The organism is Streptomyces sp. NPDC019890 (assembly GCF_044903445.1).
GTDB lineage: Bacteria > Actinomycetota > Actinomycetes > Streptomycetales > Streptomycetaceae > Streptomyces.
Genome location: NZ_JBJDQK010000011.1, coordinates 191464 through 209819, shown reverse-complemented (window position 1 = coordinate 209819; position 18356 = coordinate 191464). Strand labels below are relative to the sequence as shown.

12 protein-coding genes are annotated in these 18356 nt (G+C 72.0%); 6 read left to right on the top strand and 6 right to left on the bottom strand.

Annotation, left to right across the window (positions count from 1 at the left end; all coding sequences use genetic code 11):
* Positions 1-3 precede the first annotated feature (3 nt).
* The 5 genes from ACI2LP_RS27460 to ACI2LP_RS27440 are packed head-to-tail and all read left to right on the top strand — an operon-like array spanning position 4 to position 9274.
* A complete protein-coding gene (locus ACI2LP_RS27460; RefSeq protein WP_404727192.1) occupies positions 4-1212 on the top strand; it encodes a hypothetical protein in 1209 nt (402 codons plus the stop codon).
* Positions 1213-1246: 34 nt separating this feature from the next.
* The gene (locus tag ACI2LP_RS27455) at positions 1247-1837 is read left to right on the top strand and encodes a hypothetical protein (protein ID WP_404727191.1); all 591 of its coding nucleotides are present in this window, start codon (positions 1247-1249) and stop codon (positions 1835-1837) included.
* Between the two features lie 60 nt (positions 1838-1897).
* Entirely contained in the window at positions 1898-3886 is a 1989-nt protein-coding gene (locus ACI2LP_RS27450; RefSeq protein WP_404727190.1) for a hypothetical protein, read from the top strand.
* A gap of 1 nt (position 3887) precedes the next feature.
* A complete protein-coding gene (locus ACI2LP_RS27445; RefSeq protein ID WP_404727189.1) occupies positions 3888-6068 on the top strand; it encodes an ATP-binding protein in 2181 nt (726 codons plus the stop codon).
* A complete protein-coding gene (locus tag ACI2LP_RS27440) occupies positions 6065-9274 on the top strand; it encodes a hypothetical protein (protein WP_404727188.1) in 3210 nt (1069 codons plus the stop codon). Before ACI2LP_RS27445 ends, ACI2LP_RS27440 begins: the two co-directional genes overlap by 4 nt.
* Before the next feature lie 24 nt (positions 9275-9298).
* On the opposite strand, the gene ACI2LP_RS27435 is transcribed toward ACI2LP_RS27440, so the two are convergent.
* The 5 genes from ACI2LP_RS27435 to ACI2LP_RS27415 form a co-directional block, all read right to left on the bottom strand.
* Positions 9299-12034: a LuxR C-terminal-related transcriptional regulator gene (locus ACI2LP_RS27435; protein WP_404727187.1), complete on the bottom strand. Its 2736-nt coding sequence runs from the start codon at positions 12032-12034 to the stop codon at positions 9299-9301.
* A 426-nt stretch (positions 12035-12460) separates the two neighbouring features.
* A complete protein-coding gene (locus ACI2LP_RS27430; protein WP_404727186.1) occupies positions 12461-13426 on the bottom strand; it encodes a pirin family protein in 966 nt (321 codons plus the stop codon).
* Between the two features lie 336 nt (positions 13427-13762).
* Positions 13763-14428 carry an AEC family transporter gene (locus ACI2LP_RS27425; RefSeq protein ID WP_404727185.1) on the bottom strand — a complete coding sequence of 222 codons (666 nt, stop codon included), beginning with the start codon at positions 14426-14428 and terminating at the stop codon, positions 13763-13765.
* Positions 14429-14495: 67 nt separating this feature from the next.
* Positions 14496-14846 carry a VOC family protein gene (locus ACI2LP_RS27420; protein WP_360865537.1) on the bottom strand — a complete coding sequence of 117 codons (351 nt, stop codon included), beginning with the start codon at positions 14844-14846 and terminating at the stop codon, positions 14496-14498.
* 46 nt (positions 14847-14892) lie between these two features.
* Complete coding sequence (locus ACI2LP_RS27415) at positions 14893-16323, bottom strand: dihydrolipoyl dehydrogenase family protein (protein ID WP_404727184.1); 1431 nt, start codon at positions 16321-16323, stop codon at positions 14893-14895.
* Positions 16324-16441: 118 nt separating this feature from the next.
* Here ACI2LP_RS27415 and trxA point away from each other — a divergent pair, with 118 nt between their 5' ends.
* Positions 16442-16834 carry a thioredoxin gene (gene trxA, locus ACI2LP_RS27410; RefSeq protein ID WP_360865543.1) on the top strand — a complete coding sequence of 131 codons (393 nt, stop codon included), beginning with the start codon at positions 16442-16444 and terminating at the stop codon, positions 16832-16834.
* A gap of 175 nt (positions 16835-17009) precedes the next feature.
* On the opposite strand, the gene ACI2LP_RS27405 is transcribed toward trxA, so the two are convergent.
* Positions 17010-18194, bottom strand: coding sequence for a thiolase family protein (locus ACI2LP_RS27405; protein ID WP_404727183.1), 1185 nt, complete (start codon positions 18192-18194; stop codon positions 17010-17012).
* Between the last annotated feature and the right edge of the window lie 162 nt (positions 18195-18356).

The window sequence follows — 18356 nt, the reverse complement described above, 5'->3', positions numbered from 1 at the left end:
ACCATGCCGGCACCCCTGCGGCCAGAATTCCACGAGGGCCAGATCCTGGCCGCCGACGACCTGTCGGCCGTGGTGCGTTACGACCGTGACGCCGCCGCGCGCCACCACCGGCACCTGCACACCTGGGGGATCGCCTCGGGCCTGGAGGTGACGGTCCGCGCGCGGGCCGGCTCGGACATCTACAAGACAGTCATCATCGGCAGCGGCACCCTCCTCGACCCGTCGGGGCGGGAGATCGTGGTGCCGGCGCCGGTGGAACTCTCCACCCCCGACCAAGGGTTCGTCATCACCGACCCCGACGACACCGCCGCCCGCCCGCTCATGCTCATGTGGAGCGACCAGCCCTCGAACGGCGGCGCGACCGTGTCCTCGGGCGGCTGCGCCACGAACGGGGCCGCGCGCACCTCGGAGGGCTTCGCCCTCGTGGTCGGCGCCCCCGGTGACGAACTCGACCTCGGCGACCAGCAGCCGCCCCCGCCCGACGCGGGACCCGACTGGCTCGGCGGCGGCGACCGGGGTCGGGTGCTGCTCTCGTTCGTGACCTGGGGCGGCGGCCAGGACGGCGGCTTCACCGCGGTGCTGCCACGGGCGAACGGGGTCGGCCGCCGGTACGCGGGCGTCCTCGCCGACCGGGTGTCCGCGCGCGGCGGCACACTGGAACTGGCGGCCGAGTCGCGCCCGGTGGCCGGAAAGGTGGGCGTCCGGATCGGCGGTGAGCACGGCAGTCTGGACGTCGGCCGGTTCAACGCGGCCGGGGCACTCGCCCCGGCGCTGCGCGTCCTCGGCGACGGCAGCACCCAGATCCACGGCGACGTGAAGATCACTGGCGGGCTGACCGTCACCGGCGCCGTCGACAGCCCGCTCGTCACCGGCAGCGTCCTCGTCCAGTCCGGCACCGCGACACACGGCGTCATCCTGCCGCTGCCCCCGCCGGTGACGGCAGATCAGGTGGAGTCGGGCGAGGTCGTACTGCACCTCCAGGTGACGCCCCGGCTCCAGACCTACGGCGGGCCGTGCGAAGGCGGTGTCGACGGATCCGGCTTCGGCGCACTGCCCGTGGTGCTGCGCTGCGAGGTGGACTCCCAGCGCCGACTGAACTGCCTGATCGCCTGGTACGGCGGGTTCGGCCCCGACCGGGCACTCGACTCTCCGTCCGTACTGCCGGGCGCCGCCGACTACTTCGTACTGGCCACGGCCCGACCGGCCACCTGACGCATCCCCACGGAAGCAACGAGGGAGAGCAACGATGACGATCACCACGCGAGATCAATCGGTGCCGCAGACACCGGAGTTGACCGTCACGGTCGTCCGCCTCGAACACACCGGCCATGTGGTCGCCGCACTCACCCGCGCCACCACCGGTCCCCCGCCCGCCGTACGGCTGCTGACGCGGAGCGCGTTCCCGCTGGCCGTCCCGGGTGCCTCGGGGCTCGTCCTGGTCCCGGCCGAACTCCTCACGACCGAGGAACTCAGCGCGCCCCGGGACATCCTGGCCGCGCCCTGGCGCTGGTACGTGGACACCGGCGGCGAGCAGGCCGCCACCCCGGCAACGCCCCAGCTCAAGCCGGTCTCCTGCCCCGCCCCCTCCGTCGGCCTCACCGAAGGATCGCTCACCATCACGTCCTCCACCACTGACGGCGCGGCCCCCGTCCTCGCGCTGCTCCATCCGACCGCCCAGTGGGGCACCGGCAGCGCCGTCCGCCTTCAGTTCCGCGACGTCCTCGGCCCGGACGGAGCAGCCCTGCTGGGCAATGGCTCCGTCGAGGACAGCGACGAAGCCCTGGTCTTCGTCCGGGGACGGCCGGTGACCGTGTACAGCCCGGGCGAGATCGACTGACGGAGACCAGCGGACGGACCAAGGTAGGACGCCGGTGTGACAGGCATGGTGACGGTTCACATGGATTCGACGACCGACGACGGTCTCATCGCCGCCCTCGGCGGCTGCACCGTGCTCGAATGCCGGGTGCGCGTCGTCAGGACCGACGGCTGGAGCTGGGGACCCGATCCCTGCGAACTGGCCCGTGGCGCAGTCGCGATGCTCCCCCGCGTGGTGGAGATGCACCTCTCCGGGGCCCTGACCCGTAGCGGCGTGTCGCTTCCCCCGCCCATCGCAGGACAAGCCCCGCACTCAGGCCTCATCCCGCAGGACATGGAGGTGACCGTCCCCGTGCACATAAGGTCCTTTGCCACTCTCGACGAGCTGGCGGGTGCCGCCCACATGACGGACCGGACCATCGCGCCCGGATCCGGTCCTGACGCGACGGTGCTCCCCCACCGCGGTCCCGCGGGCCCATTGGCTCCGGGCACGACGCCGCTTTCCCGTCAGGTCGGATCCGATGTCGGATCCGGCGCCGACGCCCATGCCGAAGCCCTGCCGGGGCCCGGCCAACCGGTGTCGCCCGCGCCCGCCTTCGACCGTGACCAGGTGCTGGTCGGCCTCCTCAACGAAGCCTCCGCCTGCGGGGCGTTCGAGACCGTACTGGCCGGGCTTCCGCACGACGCGCTGCTGCTCCTGTTGCGCGCCCTCGATGCGGCGGGCAGCCGCGCGGCGTCCGGCCCCGGCTCAGCGGCCGACCCGGCAACTCCGTTCCCCGGTAGGGCCAGAGCAGTCCCCGGCGAAGCCCGGGACCCCGACCCCGACGCCCTCGCCGCCGCCCTCGTGGCGGCCCTGGGGTCCGAGCCACCGGTCCGGACGGACACCACGCTCCATGCGACGGACACCCCGCTCACCGCCACCGGACCCGAGCCCGCCCCCGACACCGCGCTGCCCGCACTCCCCCCGCGGGTCTCCCCGGCACCCGGGCAGGCAGAACAGCACCACGCAGGTCCTGCGTCCGGCACGGTGACCGATATCGACCGCGTACTCCCCTTCCTGCTGCTGCCCCCGCTGCACGACCGTGGCTATGTGGAAGCGGTGGCTGCCGTCCTGAGCGGTGGTGGCGCACAGGCCCCCGACGGTGCGGCCTTCGCCGCCTGCCTCGCGCACAAGGTGCTGCCTCCGCCCGCGCACGGCTGGCTGCGCTCACCGCAGGACACGCATGCGGTCGCCGTCTTCGCGGGCACAACGCCGACAGGTCACGGCGCGCCCGACATCTCCGCTCTGGATCTCGAACGCCATCTTGGCCCGCTGCTGGCCCTGCTCGACTCCCGGCTCGGACTCCAGGCCGCCCAAGGGCACACCGCCACCAGCCCCCTGCTGCTGCGCGCGGTGGCCCCGGGCCGGCTCCTCCTGCTGGACGTCGACGGCCTGTACCCGGTGTGGGACGCGAGCCGGCCCGCAGAACTGCTCCGCCCGTGGGAACTGGCCGGGACACCCCTCGTGCTGCTGCCCTCCCAGCCCGATGTCCCCGCGGCTGCCGGGCTGACGCTGGCCCTGGACGCCCTGGGGATCGGCTTCGTGACCGATCTGCCGCCGGCCCGCGGCGAGCAGCTCAGCCGGGTGCCCGCTCCGCGCCGCTGCTGGACCAACACCGGGGCACGGCTCCCCTCCCGCTCCGCCCCGGACGACGCCCTGGTCGGCGCCGCACGGCGGCTGACGTACGAGGCGTCCCGCGCCGCCCGGTTCACCGAGGCACTGGTCGAGCTGCGCCCTGCCGTCCGCACGGGCCATGCCCCTGCGGTCGAACGCACGGTGACGCTGGCCGCCGCGGTCGCGCTCGCCGATCTCTCCTGGAAGCTCTGGTCGGAGCGGGAGCCCTCCGACCCGATGTGCGCCCTCGACCGCTTCGCCGATCTGGGGGCCCGTGTGGCATTCCACGACAGCACCGTCGAGGTGCGCCTTCCGCTGGGTGCCCGCCACTCCGACCTCTACCGCCACCGGCTGCTCGCCGACGTACCGGACGTGCCGTGGTTCGGCGGCCGCACCGTCGTGTTCACAGGAGGGTGAGATGCCGACCCGATCAGGCGCCGCCGCGGCCCACTTGACCCTTCGCTACGGCGCGATCCATCGTGCGCTGCGGGCGGCCGCGGCCCGCCGCGCGGAACGCTCCGGCCTGCTCGCCGGGGCCGAACTGTCCCCCTATTGCGTCACCGACGAGCAGGCCGGATTGCTCCTCGACTCCACCGACCCCGCCGTGGTGCACCCGGCTCCCGTGAGCGGCGGGCCGCCCGCCGCACAGACCCACGCCGAGCGTGAACTCCGCTTTCAGGCGGCCGCAGAGGGCATTTCGCTGCCGCTCGATGAGCTGGCGTCCCGAGCAGACCTTGATCCTTTCGAGTGCGACGCGCTGCTGCTGTGCCTGGCGCCGGCGCTGGCCGCCGAGCACGCCCTGCTGTTCGGCTATCTCCTCGACGACCTCGACCAGCGACGTCCCACGGCCGAGTTGATCCTCACCGTCCTGGCGCCCTCCCCCACCGAGCGGTACGACCGGCTGCCGGCGCTTGGACCGTACGGGCGGCTGCGCCGCTTCGGTCTGCTGATCCAGGACGGCGACCCGGACCCGTACGGCGGACCGGAACCCTCCGGCTCCGATCTGCTGCGCCCGCTGCACATCAGCGCCGAACTGCCCGCCTTCCTCCTGCACGGCCTCGGGGACCCCGCACTCCTCGCGTACGACCCCGGCCGGGTACCCGCACCGCGCCCCGCGCTGCTGGATGGGCCGACCCGCGGCCGCGCCGCACGGCTGGCCGCCCATCTGCGGGCGCACCCGGCCGGGATCGCCGCCCTCTGGGGGCTGCCGAACGGCAGCCAACTCGACGCGGCTCACGCCGTGGCGGAGCAGGCGGGGCTCGCGCTGCGCCGCGCCCCTCACCTGGAGCTGTGCCGGACCCCCGACGAGGTGCGGGCCGCCGCAGTCCGGTCTCTGGCCGCGGCGGCCGCGCTCGGTACCGCGCTGTGGCTGCCCGTCGACCGCTTCCACGACCCCGACGCACGATGGGCCACGGCATCGGCCGCCGACGTGCTGACACGAACAGGCGTCCCGGTCGTCCTCACCGGGCAGACCCCGTGGCGCCCCCTCGATCTGCTCTCCTCGGGCCGCTACGCGGAAGAATCCACGGACGAACCCGGCTACCGGGAACGCCGCACCCTCTGGAGCACCGCCACCGCCGGGGCGGACCCCGATCCCCGCGCCCTTGACGACCTGGCCGCCCGCTTCCGGCTGTCGCCCGCCCAACTTCGGTCAGCCGTACGGCTCGCCGAGTCCGGCGGTGTGCCGCTGGATACGGCCGTGCGCCGCGTCCTGGCCGCAACTCCGGGCCGCCTCGCCGATGTCAGCACTCCCACCCGCGACCCTTCGGACCTCGTACTCCCCGCCGAACAGGCGCAGCAGATCGGCGAACTCGCCGCCGCGTTCCGGGCCTGGCCCAAGGTCTCCCAGGAGTGGGGTTTCGGCGGGCAGCACGGCGGCCCCGGCCTCAAGGCCCTGTTCACGGGCGAGCCCGGCACCGGCAAGAGCCTCGCCGCCGAGGTGATCGCCGCCACGCTCGGAGTCGACCTGATCAGGGTCGATCTCGCGCAGACCGTCTCCAAGTGGGTCGGCGAGACGGAGAAGAACCTCGATGAGGCCTTCAGCCACGCGGAAGCCGCGGGCGCACTGCTGCTCTTCGACGAGGCCGACGCCGTCTTCGGCAAGCGCGGCGCGGTGAGCCGCGGCACCGACCGCTACGCCAACCTCGAGGTCGGCTATCTGCTGCAACGCCTGGAGCGCAGCCCCGCGTTGGTCGTCCTCACCACCAACCTCCAGGGCAATCTCGACGAGGCCTTCACCCGCCGCTTCCAGTTCGTGGTGCACTTCACCCGGCCCGGCGACCGGGAGCGGTACCGGCTGTGGCGGATGGCGTTCCCCCACAGCGCCCCGCTGGACCCGCAGTTGACGCTGGAGGGGCTCGCGCGGCTCGATCTCACCGGTGCAGGCATCATGGCCGCCGCCCGCGGCGCCGCGCTGCTGGCGGCTGAGAGCGGAAGCGCGGTCATCGGCCGGGAGCATCTCGCCGAGGCGATCGCGCGCCAGTTCCGCCAGGAGTCACGGCTGCCGCGGTCCGGCGAGCTGGAGCTGGCGCTCGGCCCGGTGCCCGTACGGGACTCCGCCGCGTCAGTGGCGGCAACAGCCTCCTGCGTGCTGCCATGAGCGCCCCCGCACGGTCCCCCTCGACGCCACCGCCCGCCGTGACACAGACGGGCGCCCGGCCCGCGCGGCCCTCACTCGGCAAGCTCAAGGCGGTACGGAAACGACCGGCGCCGACGGCAGGTGCACCGGCGAAAGAACGCGGGACCACCACTGGCACACCCGCCAAGCGCCCCGGCCGGGCGCGGCCCGCCGTCGGCAACGCCGCCACCGCCGCGCTCGCCGCCCGGGGCGCGCAGGGGTCGGCTGGCCAGGCGCAGGGCAAGACCCCAGGGCGCGCCGCCGTCGGCAAGAAGGCAGCCGCGCCGGGGCTGCGCCGGATCGCCGCCCAGGTCACCGCGGGCAAGCGCGTCCTCACCCGGCACCCCGCGCCCGCCGCCGAGGCTACGGCCGCCCAGCTCGCGGCAGTGGCGCCACCCGGTGAGCGTGCCGCGTTCGCCGGGCAGGACCAGGCTGCGGCGATCGCCTCGGCACAGGCAAAGCCCTTCGCCCGGGCCGAGTTCATCGCGAAGTTCGAGAAGCGCATCAAGGAGCAGCAGCCGGCCACCGCGGACGAGGCCAAGGCACTCGCGGACCCGGCCCGCCCGGACACCCTCACACCCCAGCTCTCCGGCGAGGTGCACGCCGCCGCGGATGCCTCGTCGAGTGAGGTGCGGGCGACCGCGGCGGCCCCGCCGGACCCGGCGCGCGTACCCGAGCGTCCCGCCGTCCCGCTCTCGCCCGACCGCCCGCCGCCCGTCCCGGCCCCGCCCCGTGCGGCGGACGCCGTACCGGCGCCGGTGCCTGTCGCCGCGGTGGACCTCTCCGCCCACGCGAGCGGGACAACGGCCGACATGGACAAGGCAGGACTCACCGACGAGACCCTGCGGCGCGCCAACGAGCCGGCGTTCACGGCTGCCCTGCAGTCCAAGAAGGCTGCGGAGAAGGACTCCGCCGCGGCGCCGGGCTCCTTCCGGGCCAAGGAGGCGGAGCAGCGGGCCGCAGCCGAGCAGCGGGCGGCCGCAGCAGGCAAGACGGCGATGGCCGCCATGGCCGGAGTGCGTGCCGCCACGGGTAAATCGGTGGCGGGCGGCAAACAGGCCGCCCAGGCAGGTACCGAGACCCGCCGCGCCGCGATCACGAAACAGCTGACCGACATCTACGAGGAGACCAAGCGCACTGTCGAGGCCGCGCTGGCGGGCCTCGACGACACGGTCCGCACCCTCTTCGACGACCGGGCCGGGCAGGCCCGGAAGCGTTTCCTCGCCGCGTGCGAGAAGAGTTGGTGGGACTTCTTCTCCGGTGAGCCCGACTATGCGAAGCACTCGGCCGCCTACACCGCCGAGATCCGGGGCGTGGTCGACGAGGTCGCCACCGTCGTGGAGAAGCGCGTCAACGACGCGCGGCAGAAGGCCGCGGACGGCCGGCGCCGGATGGCCGATTTCGTCGCGGGCCTAGAGCCCGCGATGCGCGGGTTCGGTGAACAGACGGCGGCCGGATTTGCCGCGAAGTTCGACGAGTTGGAAGCATCCATCGACGAGAAGGCCGACGCGGTCGTCGACCAGCTCGCCGAGTCCTACGCGCAGGCGCAGGAGGCGACGAACGCGGCGCTGGCCGAGGTGAAGGAGTCCAACAAGGGCCTGTGGGAGAGGGCCCGCGACGCCGTGGTCGGCGCCATCAAGATCCTCATCGACCTGAAGAACCTGTTGGTCGGTGTGGTGAAGCGGGCGGCAGGTGTGGCCGAACGGATCATCAAGGACCCGATCCGCTTCCTCAGCAATCTGGGCGCCTCGGTCAAGGCCGGGCTGACGCAGTTCCTGTCGAACATCGTCAAGCACCTCAAGGCGGCCCTGCAGGAATGGCTGTTCGGCAATCTGGCCGCGGCCGGGGTGGAACTGCCGGAGCAGTGGGATCTGCGCGGCATCGTCAAGATGGTGCTGTCGCTCTTCGGGATCAGCTGGGCCTTCATCCGCTCCGAACTGCTCAAGCACATGCCCGAGTCGGTGCTGAACACGGTGATCGGCGCAATCAAGATCATCGGGGTCATCAAGGAGAAGGGCATCGGGGGCCTGTGGGAGGAGATCAAGGAGAAGATCGGGGATCTCAAGCAGCAGGCGTTCGAGATGATCAAGGGCTTTGTCGTCGAGACCGTCCTCAAGGCGGGCATCACCTGGCTGCTGTCCCTGATCAATCCGGCCGGCGCGCTGGTCAAGGCGGTCATGGCCGTCTACGACTTCGTCACCTTCCTGGTGGAAAAGGCCCGCGCACTCGCCGAATTCGTCAACGGCATCCTCGACACGCTCGAGGAGATCTGCAACGGCGTGTCCCAGAAGGTCGCCACGAAGATCGAGGACTCGCTCGCCCGGGCACTGCCGCTCGCGATCGACCTGCTGGCCCGGGTGCTCAAGCTCGGCGCGATCCCGGCGAAGATCAAGAGCGTGCTGGAGAAGGTCGGCGCGCCCGTCCGGGGCTTCATCTCCAAGATGATCGCCACGGCCGCCGCGTACGGCAAGAAGCTGCTGGCCGGCGGGAAGAAGGCCCTCGGCAGACTCATCGGCAAGGCCGACCGGCGTACGCCGGAGGAGAAGCGGCGCGATGTCACGAAGGGCGTCGAGGTCGCGACGAAGGCCGTCAACGCGCTCTCCGGAAGCGACATCGGGGCGAAGGTGATCCGCCCCGTGCTGGTCGCCATCCAACTGCGCTACCGGATGACGTCCCTGACCCCGGTCGCGAAGGACGGCGTCTGGTACGTGCACGGTGTCGTCAACCCCGAAATCACGGGGAAGTCGAACAAGAAGGTCGCGTTCGAGCTGGACATCGAGACGAACAAGACCGGCAAGATGTCGGCGACTCTCACGGCGACCTGGTTCTGCCCCGACCCGCCCAAGGATCTCGAAGCGAAGATCGACGCCCTCAGCGAGGCAAGCAGGAACAAGAAGCTGGTCAAGACGGTGCCGGACCGCGATCCGTCACAGACTCGGTCCTTCCGGAAGGACCTTGAGAAGAAGTACGAAGCGATGGGCAAAAAGGGTGAGCCGTTGCTGGCCCGCCTCAAGAAGCAGGACGTCGATCACCCGGTCGAGCTGCAGCTCGGCGGCGAGGACGTGAAGAAAGAGATGGTCATGTTGGACAGCACCGTCAACCGGGTCTTCGGAAGCCGCATTTACCACGCCATGAAGGACCTTGATGTCGGCACAAGGATCAAGCTGCTCTTCAAACAACGCAAGTGACCGCCGCACCTTGCCGCTCCTGCGTCACAGCCCCCGCCGCGCCAGTTCACTGCGCGACCGCACCCCCAACTTCCGGTAGACGTTGCCCAGATGGAACTCCACCGTCTTCGGGCTGAGGAAAAGCGCCGCCGCCGCCTCCTTGTTGGTGGCCCCGTCCGCCACCAGCGCGGCGATACGGCTCTCCTGCTCGGTGAGCTGTCCGCACGCCGTCCGTGCGGTGCGGCCACCCGCCGCGCGGAGTTCGCTGCGGACGGCCTCCTCCCACGGGACGGCGCCGAGCGCCCCGAACGCCGACAGCGCCTCCTCCAGCGCGTCGCGCGCCTGTGGGGTGCGTCCCGTACGGCGCAGCCACTGCCCGTGGCAGAACACGGTCCGCGCCCGCTCGAAGACGACGGCACCACGCGCATGCCATTCCAGGGCCTCATGGAATGCCGCCTCGACGGCACCGGGCGTGCCGCGACCGTCGGCCTCCAGTAGCAAGGCGCGGCAGCGGGCGCTCACCGCAAGCGCCCAGGAGGGGCCCGAGCGCCGCATTTCGGCGTCGAAGCGGGCGTGTTCGCGTACCGCTTCCCCGATCCGCCCGCTGCGTACATATGCCTCGATCAGGTTCGCCGCCCACGGGGTCACCGACGGGTCCTCGATTCCCGCGCACCGTGCCAGGGCGCCGGCCCGCTCGTAACCGGCCACCGCCTCCTCGTACTTGCCCGCTCCGAGCGCCAACAGGCCCTCGGCCACTGCGACCTGGCCCATGACGAGTTCGAGGCCGTGCGCCCGCGCCACTCCGGCAGCACGGGCCAGCACCGCTCCGCACTCCGTGACCCGGCCCTGCGCTGCCTCGAGCCGCCCCAGCGCGACCAGCCCCTGGGCCAGCGAAGCGGTCTCCATCCGCCGCTCCGCGCACTCGACCGCTTCCATCGCGTCGGAGCGGGCGCCGTGCCAGTCCCCGGTCCACAGCCGGATCCAGGCCCGGCAGCCGAGCGCGGCCGCCCGCCGCTCCGCGCACGCCCTTCGCTCGGTGCCGGGCTGCTCCCCCAGTACCCGGTCCAGGAGCACGCAGGCCGCCTCGTACTCCTCCAGCCAGCCCAGCACTTCCGCCCGCCCCACCAGAGTCCCCACCGCCTCGCCCGCCATCTGCGCCAACAGCAGTTCGCCGGCCTGCGCACGTTCCCCCCGCAGGGCCAAGACCTGCGCGAGATGGACGGCCGCGGCCTCAGCCAGGTCCCCGCCGCACAGCCGGGTGAGCCGGTACGCCTGCCACGCGCTGCCCAGTGCGGCACGGCTGTCCGCCGCGCGGACCGCGGAATCGGAAGCCTCCAGCAGCAGTTCAGCCGCCCGGGAGGGCTCGCCCGCCAGCCGCCCGGCCGCATCGCGCAGCGCCCGGTGCGCGATCCGCGGATGCCCGGTCGCACCGCGCTGCCGCGCCTGCAGGACGCCCAGTTCCCGGCGCAGCGCCGGATCGCGGGCAAGCGCCATCGCCTTTCCCAGCAGCACCGGTACGTGCTCCGCAGCTCCGGCCCGCTGCCGGCAGCCCGCTGCCAGGCCCAGCAGCCGGGCCGCCTCGTCGTCATCGTCGGCGAAACCCGCGGCGCGCTCGTACAGTTCGGCGCATGCGTCCGGGTCCGCCTCCGCGGCGGCGCTCGCCGCCGCCTCAATGGCCTGCGCCACGGCCGGGCTCGGGCCGATGTGCGCGGCGGCCAGGTGGCGTGCCCCGGCCGTGCCGTGCAGCACCTGCGCGAGCGCCCGGTGGACGGCGCGCCGCCGCGATGTACAGGCGTCGTGATACGTGACCAGGCGCAGCCGCCGGTCGGCGAAGACCAGCCGCCCCCGGCGCAGTTCGAGGATGCCGTCCTCTTCGGCGGGCAGCAGCGCGTCGGGCTCATGGCCGAGCAGCGCCAGTGCACGCTGTACGTCGCCGCTGCGGACGTCGTCGGCCGCGGCGGGCACGAGCAGGGCGGCGCGGGCGGTGTCAGGGAGCCGGGCCAGTGTCGGCAGATGGGCGTCGCGCAGCCGCTCACCGGGGGTGAGCAGGTCGTCGATCGGCAGGTTTCCCGCGCACTGGCCCGGCGTGAGGGCGGCAGGCAGTTCGGTGAGTGCGAGCGGATTGCCCTCCGCGACGGCGAGCAGCCGCTCGGCGACGTAACGCCTCAGCGGATGCGGGGCGGACCGCTGGAGCAGGGTCCGCGCGTCGGCCGGGTCCAGCGGTCCCAGCCGCAGTTCCGGTACGCCGGTGACGGCCGGGCGGATCGCGGACGTGGCGGCGGAGCAGCGGTGTTCCGCGGTGAGGAGCATGGCGATCGGCTCGCCCGCGATGCGCCGGGCGACGAAGAGCAGCACCTTCATGGACGGTGCGTCCAGCAGATGCGCATCGTCGATCGCGAGCAGCAGAGGACGCCGGGCGGCCGCGGCGCCGAGAAGACCGAGGGCCGCGGCCCCAACCGCAAGACCGTTGTCCCCGGGCCGGTGGTGCCCGGCGGCCAAGAGGTGGCCGAGCAGATCGCGCTGGGGTGCAGGGAGCTGCGGCACAGAGCAGCGGTACGCCTGGACGACCTGGTGCAGTCCCGCATAGGGCAGTCCTGATTCGGCGGCAGTGCCCGCGAAGTACACCGATCGGAAGGTGGCGTCGAGGGTGAGGAACCTACGGAGCAGGGTGGTCCGTCCCAGCCCGGGCTCTCCTATGATGAACAGCGCACCGCCACGCCCTGAAGCCGCGTCACGGAGCAACCGGGCCACGGCTGATGTTTCGACGGTCCTCCCGAGCACATGCACATTGCGCGCGGCGCTTCGGGAATCAGACGCGACGCCCCGCGTCTCCGGTTGCCGCTTCCCCCCTACGCCAGGTTGGCACGCGACGGTTCACCAGAAGCGGGAAATAGCAGACATTCACCCGATCTCGCAGCGCTTGCCCGACGGCGGACGGGGCGTTCCCACTACCCTGAACCCGGACGGTAAGCCCGTGCGGGCCGCCATAACGACCCTGGAGTCTCGTCCTGTCAGGGCGGAGCGTCGCACCGATCCGACCAGCCGGGTCAGCAAGAGTCTGATGAGTTCTGGCCACAGGCGCCAAGACCGCAACTCGTTGCCCATGACAGAGTGGATCACTTCGGGGTGCGGGCGCGCAATGACGCATGGCCGCCAAAGGGAGCGGCCGTACCTCTGGGCAACGCGACCGATGCCCATAACCTCAGATCAGCGCACCCGTCCTCGCGGTTTCAGCGCCACCGGCGGGAGTTCGGGAGCAGCCAGCGGCCCGCCGTCGTACCCCTTCACCTCGCCGAAGCGGGAGCCGGTCATCCAGTCCGAGCGGGCCTGCTCGATCTCCTCATGCGAACGCCCCACGAAGTTCCACCACATCACGATTTCCTCCTCGAAGGGCTCGCCGCCGAGGAGCATCAGCCCGGCGTCGGACTCGGCGCGCAGCGGGAGTTCGGTGCGGCCGCAGCCGAGGTAGAGCATCGACCCCGGCAGTACGGGCACACCGTCCACATGGACCTCCCCGGACATCGCGAGTACGGCGTACTCGAAGTCGCGGTCGAGCGGCAGGCTCGTCTCGGTTCCGCGGACAAGCGCCAGGTCGGCGCCCACGATCGGGGTGTAGGTCGTGCCGGGCGAGGCCGCGCCGTCGAGCTCACCGAGGATGACCGTGGCCGTCAGACCGGGCGCGGTGACGGCCGGCAGCCCGGCGTGGTGCTGGAAGTGCGGCTCGACGGCGCGGTGGGCGTCGGGGAGCGCGACCCAAAGCTGGGCTCCGTGCAGGAAGCGCGCGTGCGGCTTCGGGCTCTCCTCGGAGTGGCTGATCGCCTGGCCGGAGGTCATCAGGCCGAGTTCGCGCGGCCGGATGGTCGCCAGGCTGCCGGTGCTGTCGCGGTGCAGCACCTCGCCCTCGTGGAGCCAGCTGACGGTCTGGAGCCCCATGTGCGGGTGCGGCGGGACCTGCATTCCGGGCTCGTCGGCGATGTCGTCGGGGCCGTAGTGATCGACAAAGGCCCAGGCGCCGACCATCCGGCGGCCCAGGTTGGGCAGCAGACGGCGGACCACGGTGGACTCGCCGAGCTGGACCCGGCGGGGGCTGAGAAGTTCACGGACGGGCTCGGCGACGACAAAGCCACGACCGCCGCAGACGGAGAGGGCGGCCTGACGATCGAGATTGCTCATGCTGTCAAACTACTCGTCCGAGTCGCGGGTGCCGCCGAGAAGCGCTCGCCACCCCACCGAGCCCCTGGCGAGCACCCACGCACCCCGGCGAACCGTGGCCGCCCTCACGACGTCCGGCCGCCGCACCGCCTACGCCTTCCGCCTCCTGTCGGTTCCGCGTCGGGCGGGCTGGTTCCCGTTGATTACGAGGCGTGACTCGTCGGCCGCCGCAAGGGGCGCTGCCAGGGCGAGAGCGGCCGCGGCCAGGCCCAGGGAGGTCGTGGCGCGTGTGAAGGACATGGTCGCGCTCGTCTCTGCTCGTGCCGCCCGGCGGCAGCGGCGTCCGTTGCGTACCAGCTACTTGGTCCTGGGAGGTACGAGGTTGCGCTCCGCACCCGGGCTGGTACCCGTGTCCGCGCCGCACCGCATCTGCGCATGGGCGCGGCGATGTCCGGGGACCCGGCCACCGAAGCCCACTAGGTCGACGGTCACGCAGACCGTCACACCGGCCGCGGACGCGGCGATGATGGGGTTGCGCAGCGGCAGTTGCGCAATCCGGCTCCATCTGTCGCGCACTCCGCGCCGTACATCGAGATCTATCAGCACCAGGATCAGCGGCGTGATGAACAGCGTCTGGAACAGTGCCGCGGCGATGACGAACGACGCGTCGTCCAGGACATGTACGGCGATGGGGATGCCCAGATTGGCGGAGTTGACGTACGCCCCCGCCATCGCCCCTATAGCCCGGTCGGCCTGACTGCGGCGGAAGACCAGGCGGCCCAGCAGCAGGCCCAGCGCGAACACAATGAGCAGGCTGGCCGCGAACACCGCCACGCCGGGGCCGGCCAGCTCGGACACCCGCGCTCTGGACAGGGTCAGGAACAGCAGCGCCGGCATGGCGAACGCGAAGGCGAACCGCCCCAGCACACTCTGCGCCTGGCTGCCTAGCACATTGAACCGGCCGGCCGCCCAACCGACGCCGGTGATCGCCCAGATGGGCAGGAAGCCGGAGAGCACGTTCACCGCGTCAGCATGCCCGACGGTGATCACCCCGCCGCAGCCGCCCCCGGCGCCCCTCCAAGGGGACGGCTCAGCTGCGGTGGCTGACGACGTTGACGACCCGGCCGTTGGGGTCGCGTACGAAGAACCGGCGTACGCCCCACTCCTCGTCCCGCAGCGAGTGCACGATCTCCGCGCCCCGTTCGAGCATCGCCGCGTACACCGCGTCGACGTCGTCCACCTCGATGCTCAGGTCGGCCTCGACCGGCGCGGTCGCGTCGTGGGTGGCGAGGGTGATCTGGGCGGTGGGGTTGTCCGGGGAGGCCAGGGTGATCACCCAGCCGTGGTTCATGACCTCCTCGAGACCGATGAGGCCGTAGAAGTCCCGGCTCTCCGCCATGGACTTCGTACGGATGTCGGGCACGACCCGGCGTACGGACATTGACTCTTCCTCCCCGTTACGGTCGACGCGTCCCGAAGGACACCTGCTAACCCCGGTATGCCTCCAGCAGCCTCAGCCACACCTCGCTGATCGTCGGAAACGCAGGCACCGCATGCCACAGCCGGTCGATCGGCACCTCGCCCGCGACCGCCACCGTGGCCGAGTGCAGCAACTCGCCGACGCCCGGGCCCACAAAAGTGACCCCCAGCAGGATCTCGCGGTCCAGGTCGACCACCATCCGGGCGCGGCCGCGGTAGCCATCCGCGTACAGGCTCGAGCCCGCGACCGAGGCCAGGTCGTAGTCGACGGCGCGGACCCGGTGGCCGGCCGCCTCGGCCTCGGCGAGCGAGAGGCCGACGGCCGCGGCCTCCGGGTCGGTGAAGACGACCTGCGGGACGGCCGAGTGGTCGGCGGTCGCGGCGTGCGCGCCCCAGCGGTCGGACTCCAGCAACGGCACATGCTGCGCCCTGGCCACGATCGCCGCGCCCGCAATCCGCGCCTGGTACTTGCCCTGGTGGGTGAGGAGCGCCCGGTGGTTGACATCGCCGACCGCGTACAGCCAGCGACTCCCGTCGACCAGGCAGCTGTCGTCGACGGGCAGCCAGCTGCCCGGCTGCAGGCCCACCGTCTCCAGGCCGAGGCCGTCGGTGCGCGGGGCACGGCCGGTGGCGAAAAGGACCTCGTCGGCCTCGATCCGCTCACCGCCGTCGAGCACCAGCGTGACCGGACCCGTGCCGCCGGTTCGCTCGACGGAGGCGACGGCGGTGTGCGTACGGACCTGGGCACCGGCCTCGGTCAGCGCTTCGATGACATGCTCGCCGACGAAGGATTCCATCCGGGGCAGCACTCCCCCTCCGCGTACCAGCAGGGTGACCTGCGAGCCGAGTGCCTGCCAGGCGGTGGCCATCTCCACGCCGACCACACCGCCGCCGACGACCGCAAGCCGGCCCGGCGCCTTCTTCGCGCTGGTGGCCTCGCGGCTCGTCCATGCCTTTGCACCGGCCAGGCCCGGGATGTCGGGCAGCACGGCGCGGCTGCCGGTGCATACGACGACGGCGTGCCGGGCGCTGAGCACATGGCGCTCGCCCTCGGGGCCGTCGACGACGACCTTCTTCGCACCCCGCAGCCTGCCCTGCCCGCGGTAGAGGCGTGCGCCGGTCGAGTCCATCCAGCCGACCTGGCCGTCGTCCTTCCAGTGGGAAACCTGATAATCGCGGTAAGCCAGCACGGCCTCGGGGTCGAGCGGCCCCTGCGCCGCGTGGCGAAGACCCGGGACCCGGCGGGCGTCGGCCCGGGCGATCGCCGGACGCAGCAGTGCCTTGCTCGGGATGCACGCCCAGTACGAACACTCACCCCCGACCAGTTCGGCCTCCACGACCGCTGTGCTCAGACCGGCCGCCCTGATCCGGTCCACCACGTTCTCCCCTACCGGGCCTGCGCCCAGCACCACGACGTCGTACTCCACAGCTTCCGTCATAGAGACAGTCTGGTGCCGGGTGTGCGTCCTGGCCACATGGGCAGGGGCAGGAATAGCACGGCCCCGGGCACCGTTGTCGGGGGCGAGTCCGTCGGACAGCAGGAAGAGGTAGCACGTCATGAGCACTGTTGAGCTCACCAAGGAAAACTTCGATCAGGTCGTGACCGACAACGACTTCGTCCTGATCGATTTCTGGGCTTCCTGGTGCGGCCCGTGCCGGCAGTTCGCTCCGGTGTACGAGGGTGCTGCCGAGCGCCACCCCGACCTGGTGTTCGCGAAGGTCGACACGGAGGCTCAGCAGGAGTTGGCCGCTGCGTTCGAGATCCGCTCCATTCCCACGCTGATGATCGTCCGCGACAATGTCGCGGTCTTTGCCCAGCCGGGAGCGCTGCCCGAGGCCGCGCTCGAGGATGTGATCGGTCAGGCGCGCGCGCTGGACATGGACGAGGTCCGCAAGTCGATCGCGGCGGCCGAGGGCGCAGCCGGGGCGGAGGCCTCGACCGACGCCTGACAGACCGAGGCCTGACGGAGGCTTGTCAGGGGCCGGAGGCCGGCCGGCACACAGCGCCGGCCGGCCCCGTGGGTCAGGGCCACTGTCGGCCCGTCGCCGGTCGCCCCTCGTGGGCGGGCGCCCGTAGGCCACCGCCTGCCGGCGCCCCGGGCCCGCGTCCTCAAGGCCCGTTGGCTCAGCGCTCCAGGACCAGGGCGATCCCCTGTCCCACACCGATGCAGAGCGCGGCCACGCCGGTTCCCGAACCGGCCGCCGCCAGCTGGTGGGCGACCGAGCCGGCCAGCCGGGCCCCCGACGCGCCGAGCGGGTGGCCGATGGCAATGGCCCCGCCACGCGGGTTGACCAGGGACGGGTCCAGTTCGGGCCACTCCGCGAGGCAGCCGAGCGACTGAGCGGCGAAAGCCTCGTTGAGCTCGAACGTGGTCAGGTCGGCGAACGACCTGTCCGCCTTGGCCAGCGCCCGCTGAACCGCCTCCACCGGCCCAAGGCCGAAGAGGTGCGGCTCGATGCCGGTGACCGCCGAGGCGCGGATCCGGGCCAGTGGCTCGCGGCCGGTGGCGCGCAGCCCCTCCTCGTCGACGAGGAGCAGCGCGGCTGCCCCGTCGTTGAGCGGTGAGGAGTTCCCCGCCGTCACCGTGCCGTCCTTGCGGAAGGACGGCTTCAGCTTGGCGAGCGCCTGGATCGAGCTGGCGTCGCGGATGCATTCGTCCCGCTCCAGCTCCACCGACTCGTACGCGACGACTTCACCGTCGTAGAGCCCCTTGCCCCAGGCCTGGGCGGCCTTCTGGTGACTCGCGAGGGCGAAGGCGTCCTGCCGCTCGCGGGTGATGCCGTGCTTCTCGGCGATGAGTTCGGCGCTCTCGCCGAGCTGGATCGTCCACTCGGCGGGCATGCGCGGGTTCGTCATGCGCCAGCCCAGCGTCGTCGAGTACAGCTGCTGGTGGCCGGCAGGGAAGGCACGCTCGGGCTTCTGCAGCACCCATGGGGCCCGGGACATCGACTCGACACCGCCCGCGATCGCGATCGACGCGTCGCCGAGCGCGACGGCGCGGGCCGCCTGGATGACCGCTTCGAGGCCGGAGCCACAGAGCCGGTTGACCGTGACGCCGGGGACGGTGACGGGCAGACCGGCGAGCAGAACGGCCATCCGCGCGACATCGCGGTTGTCCTCGCCCGCGCCGTTGGCGTCGCCGAAGACCACATCGTCGATACGGGCGGGGTCGAGCTCCGGAGTGCGGTCCACGAGCGCCCTGACGACATGCGCGGCGAGGTCGTCGGGGCGTACGGAGGAGAGCGCTCCCCCGAACTTGCCGATCGGGGTGCGGACGGCGTCGACGATGTAGACGTCGCGGATGCTCATCGAAACTCTCCCAAGGCTGGCCGAGCGTATAAGGTTGTTCGCCTGATGAACTTTGGTTCATCATTGGCCCTGCCCGAGTCTCGGCCGGGCTTCGGGCCCCTGTCAACGGCCCCACGTCGACGGCCCCAGGTCAACAACCCACGTCAACGGACCGAGGAGCTC

Bases quoted from the DNA above. Each gene is read 5' to 3' on its own strand.
- ACI2LP_RS27445 (WP_404727189.1), top strand. From the start codon at position 3,888: ATGCCGACCCGATCAGGCGCCGCCGCGGCCCACTTGACCCTTCGCTAC.
- ACI2LP_RS27420 (WP_360865537.1), bottom strand. From the start codon at position 14,846: ATGTCCGTACGCCGGGTCGTGCCCGACATCCGTACGAAGTCCATGGCG.
- ACI2LP_RS27415 (WP_404727184.1), bottom strand. From the start codon at position 16,323: ATGACGGAAGCTGTGGAGTACGACGTCGTGGTGCTGGGCGCAGGCCCG.
- ACI2LP_RS27430 (WP_404727186.1), bottom strand. From the start codon at position 13,426: ATGAGCAATCTCGATCGTCAGGCCGCCCTCTCCGTCTGCGGCGGTCGT.
- ACI2LP_RS27450 (WP_404727190.1), top strand. From the start codon at position 1,898: ATGGATTCGACGACCGACGACGGTCTCATCGCCGCCCTCGGCGGCTGC.
- ACI2LP_RS27405 (WP_404727183.1), bottom strand. From the start codon at position 18,194: ATGAGCATCCGCGACGTCTACATCGTCGACGCCGTCCGCACCCCGATC.
- ACI2LP_RS27460 (WP_404727192.1), top strand. From the start codon at position 4: ATGCCGGCACCCCTGCGGCCAGAATTCCACGAGGGCCAGATCCTGGCC.
- ACI2LP_RS27455 (WP_404727191.1), top strand. From the start codon at position 1,247: ATGACGATCACCACGCGAGATCAATCGGTGCCGCAGACACCGGAGTTG.
- ACI2LP_RS27440 (WP_404727188.1), top strand. From the start codon at position 6,065: ATGAGCGCCCCCGCACGGTCCCCCTCGACGCCACCGCCCGCCGTGACA.
- trxA (WP_360865543.1), top strand. From the start codon at position 16,442: ATGAGCACTGTTGAGCTCACCAAGGAAAACTTCGATCAGGTCGTGACC.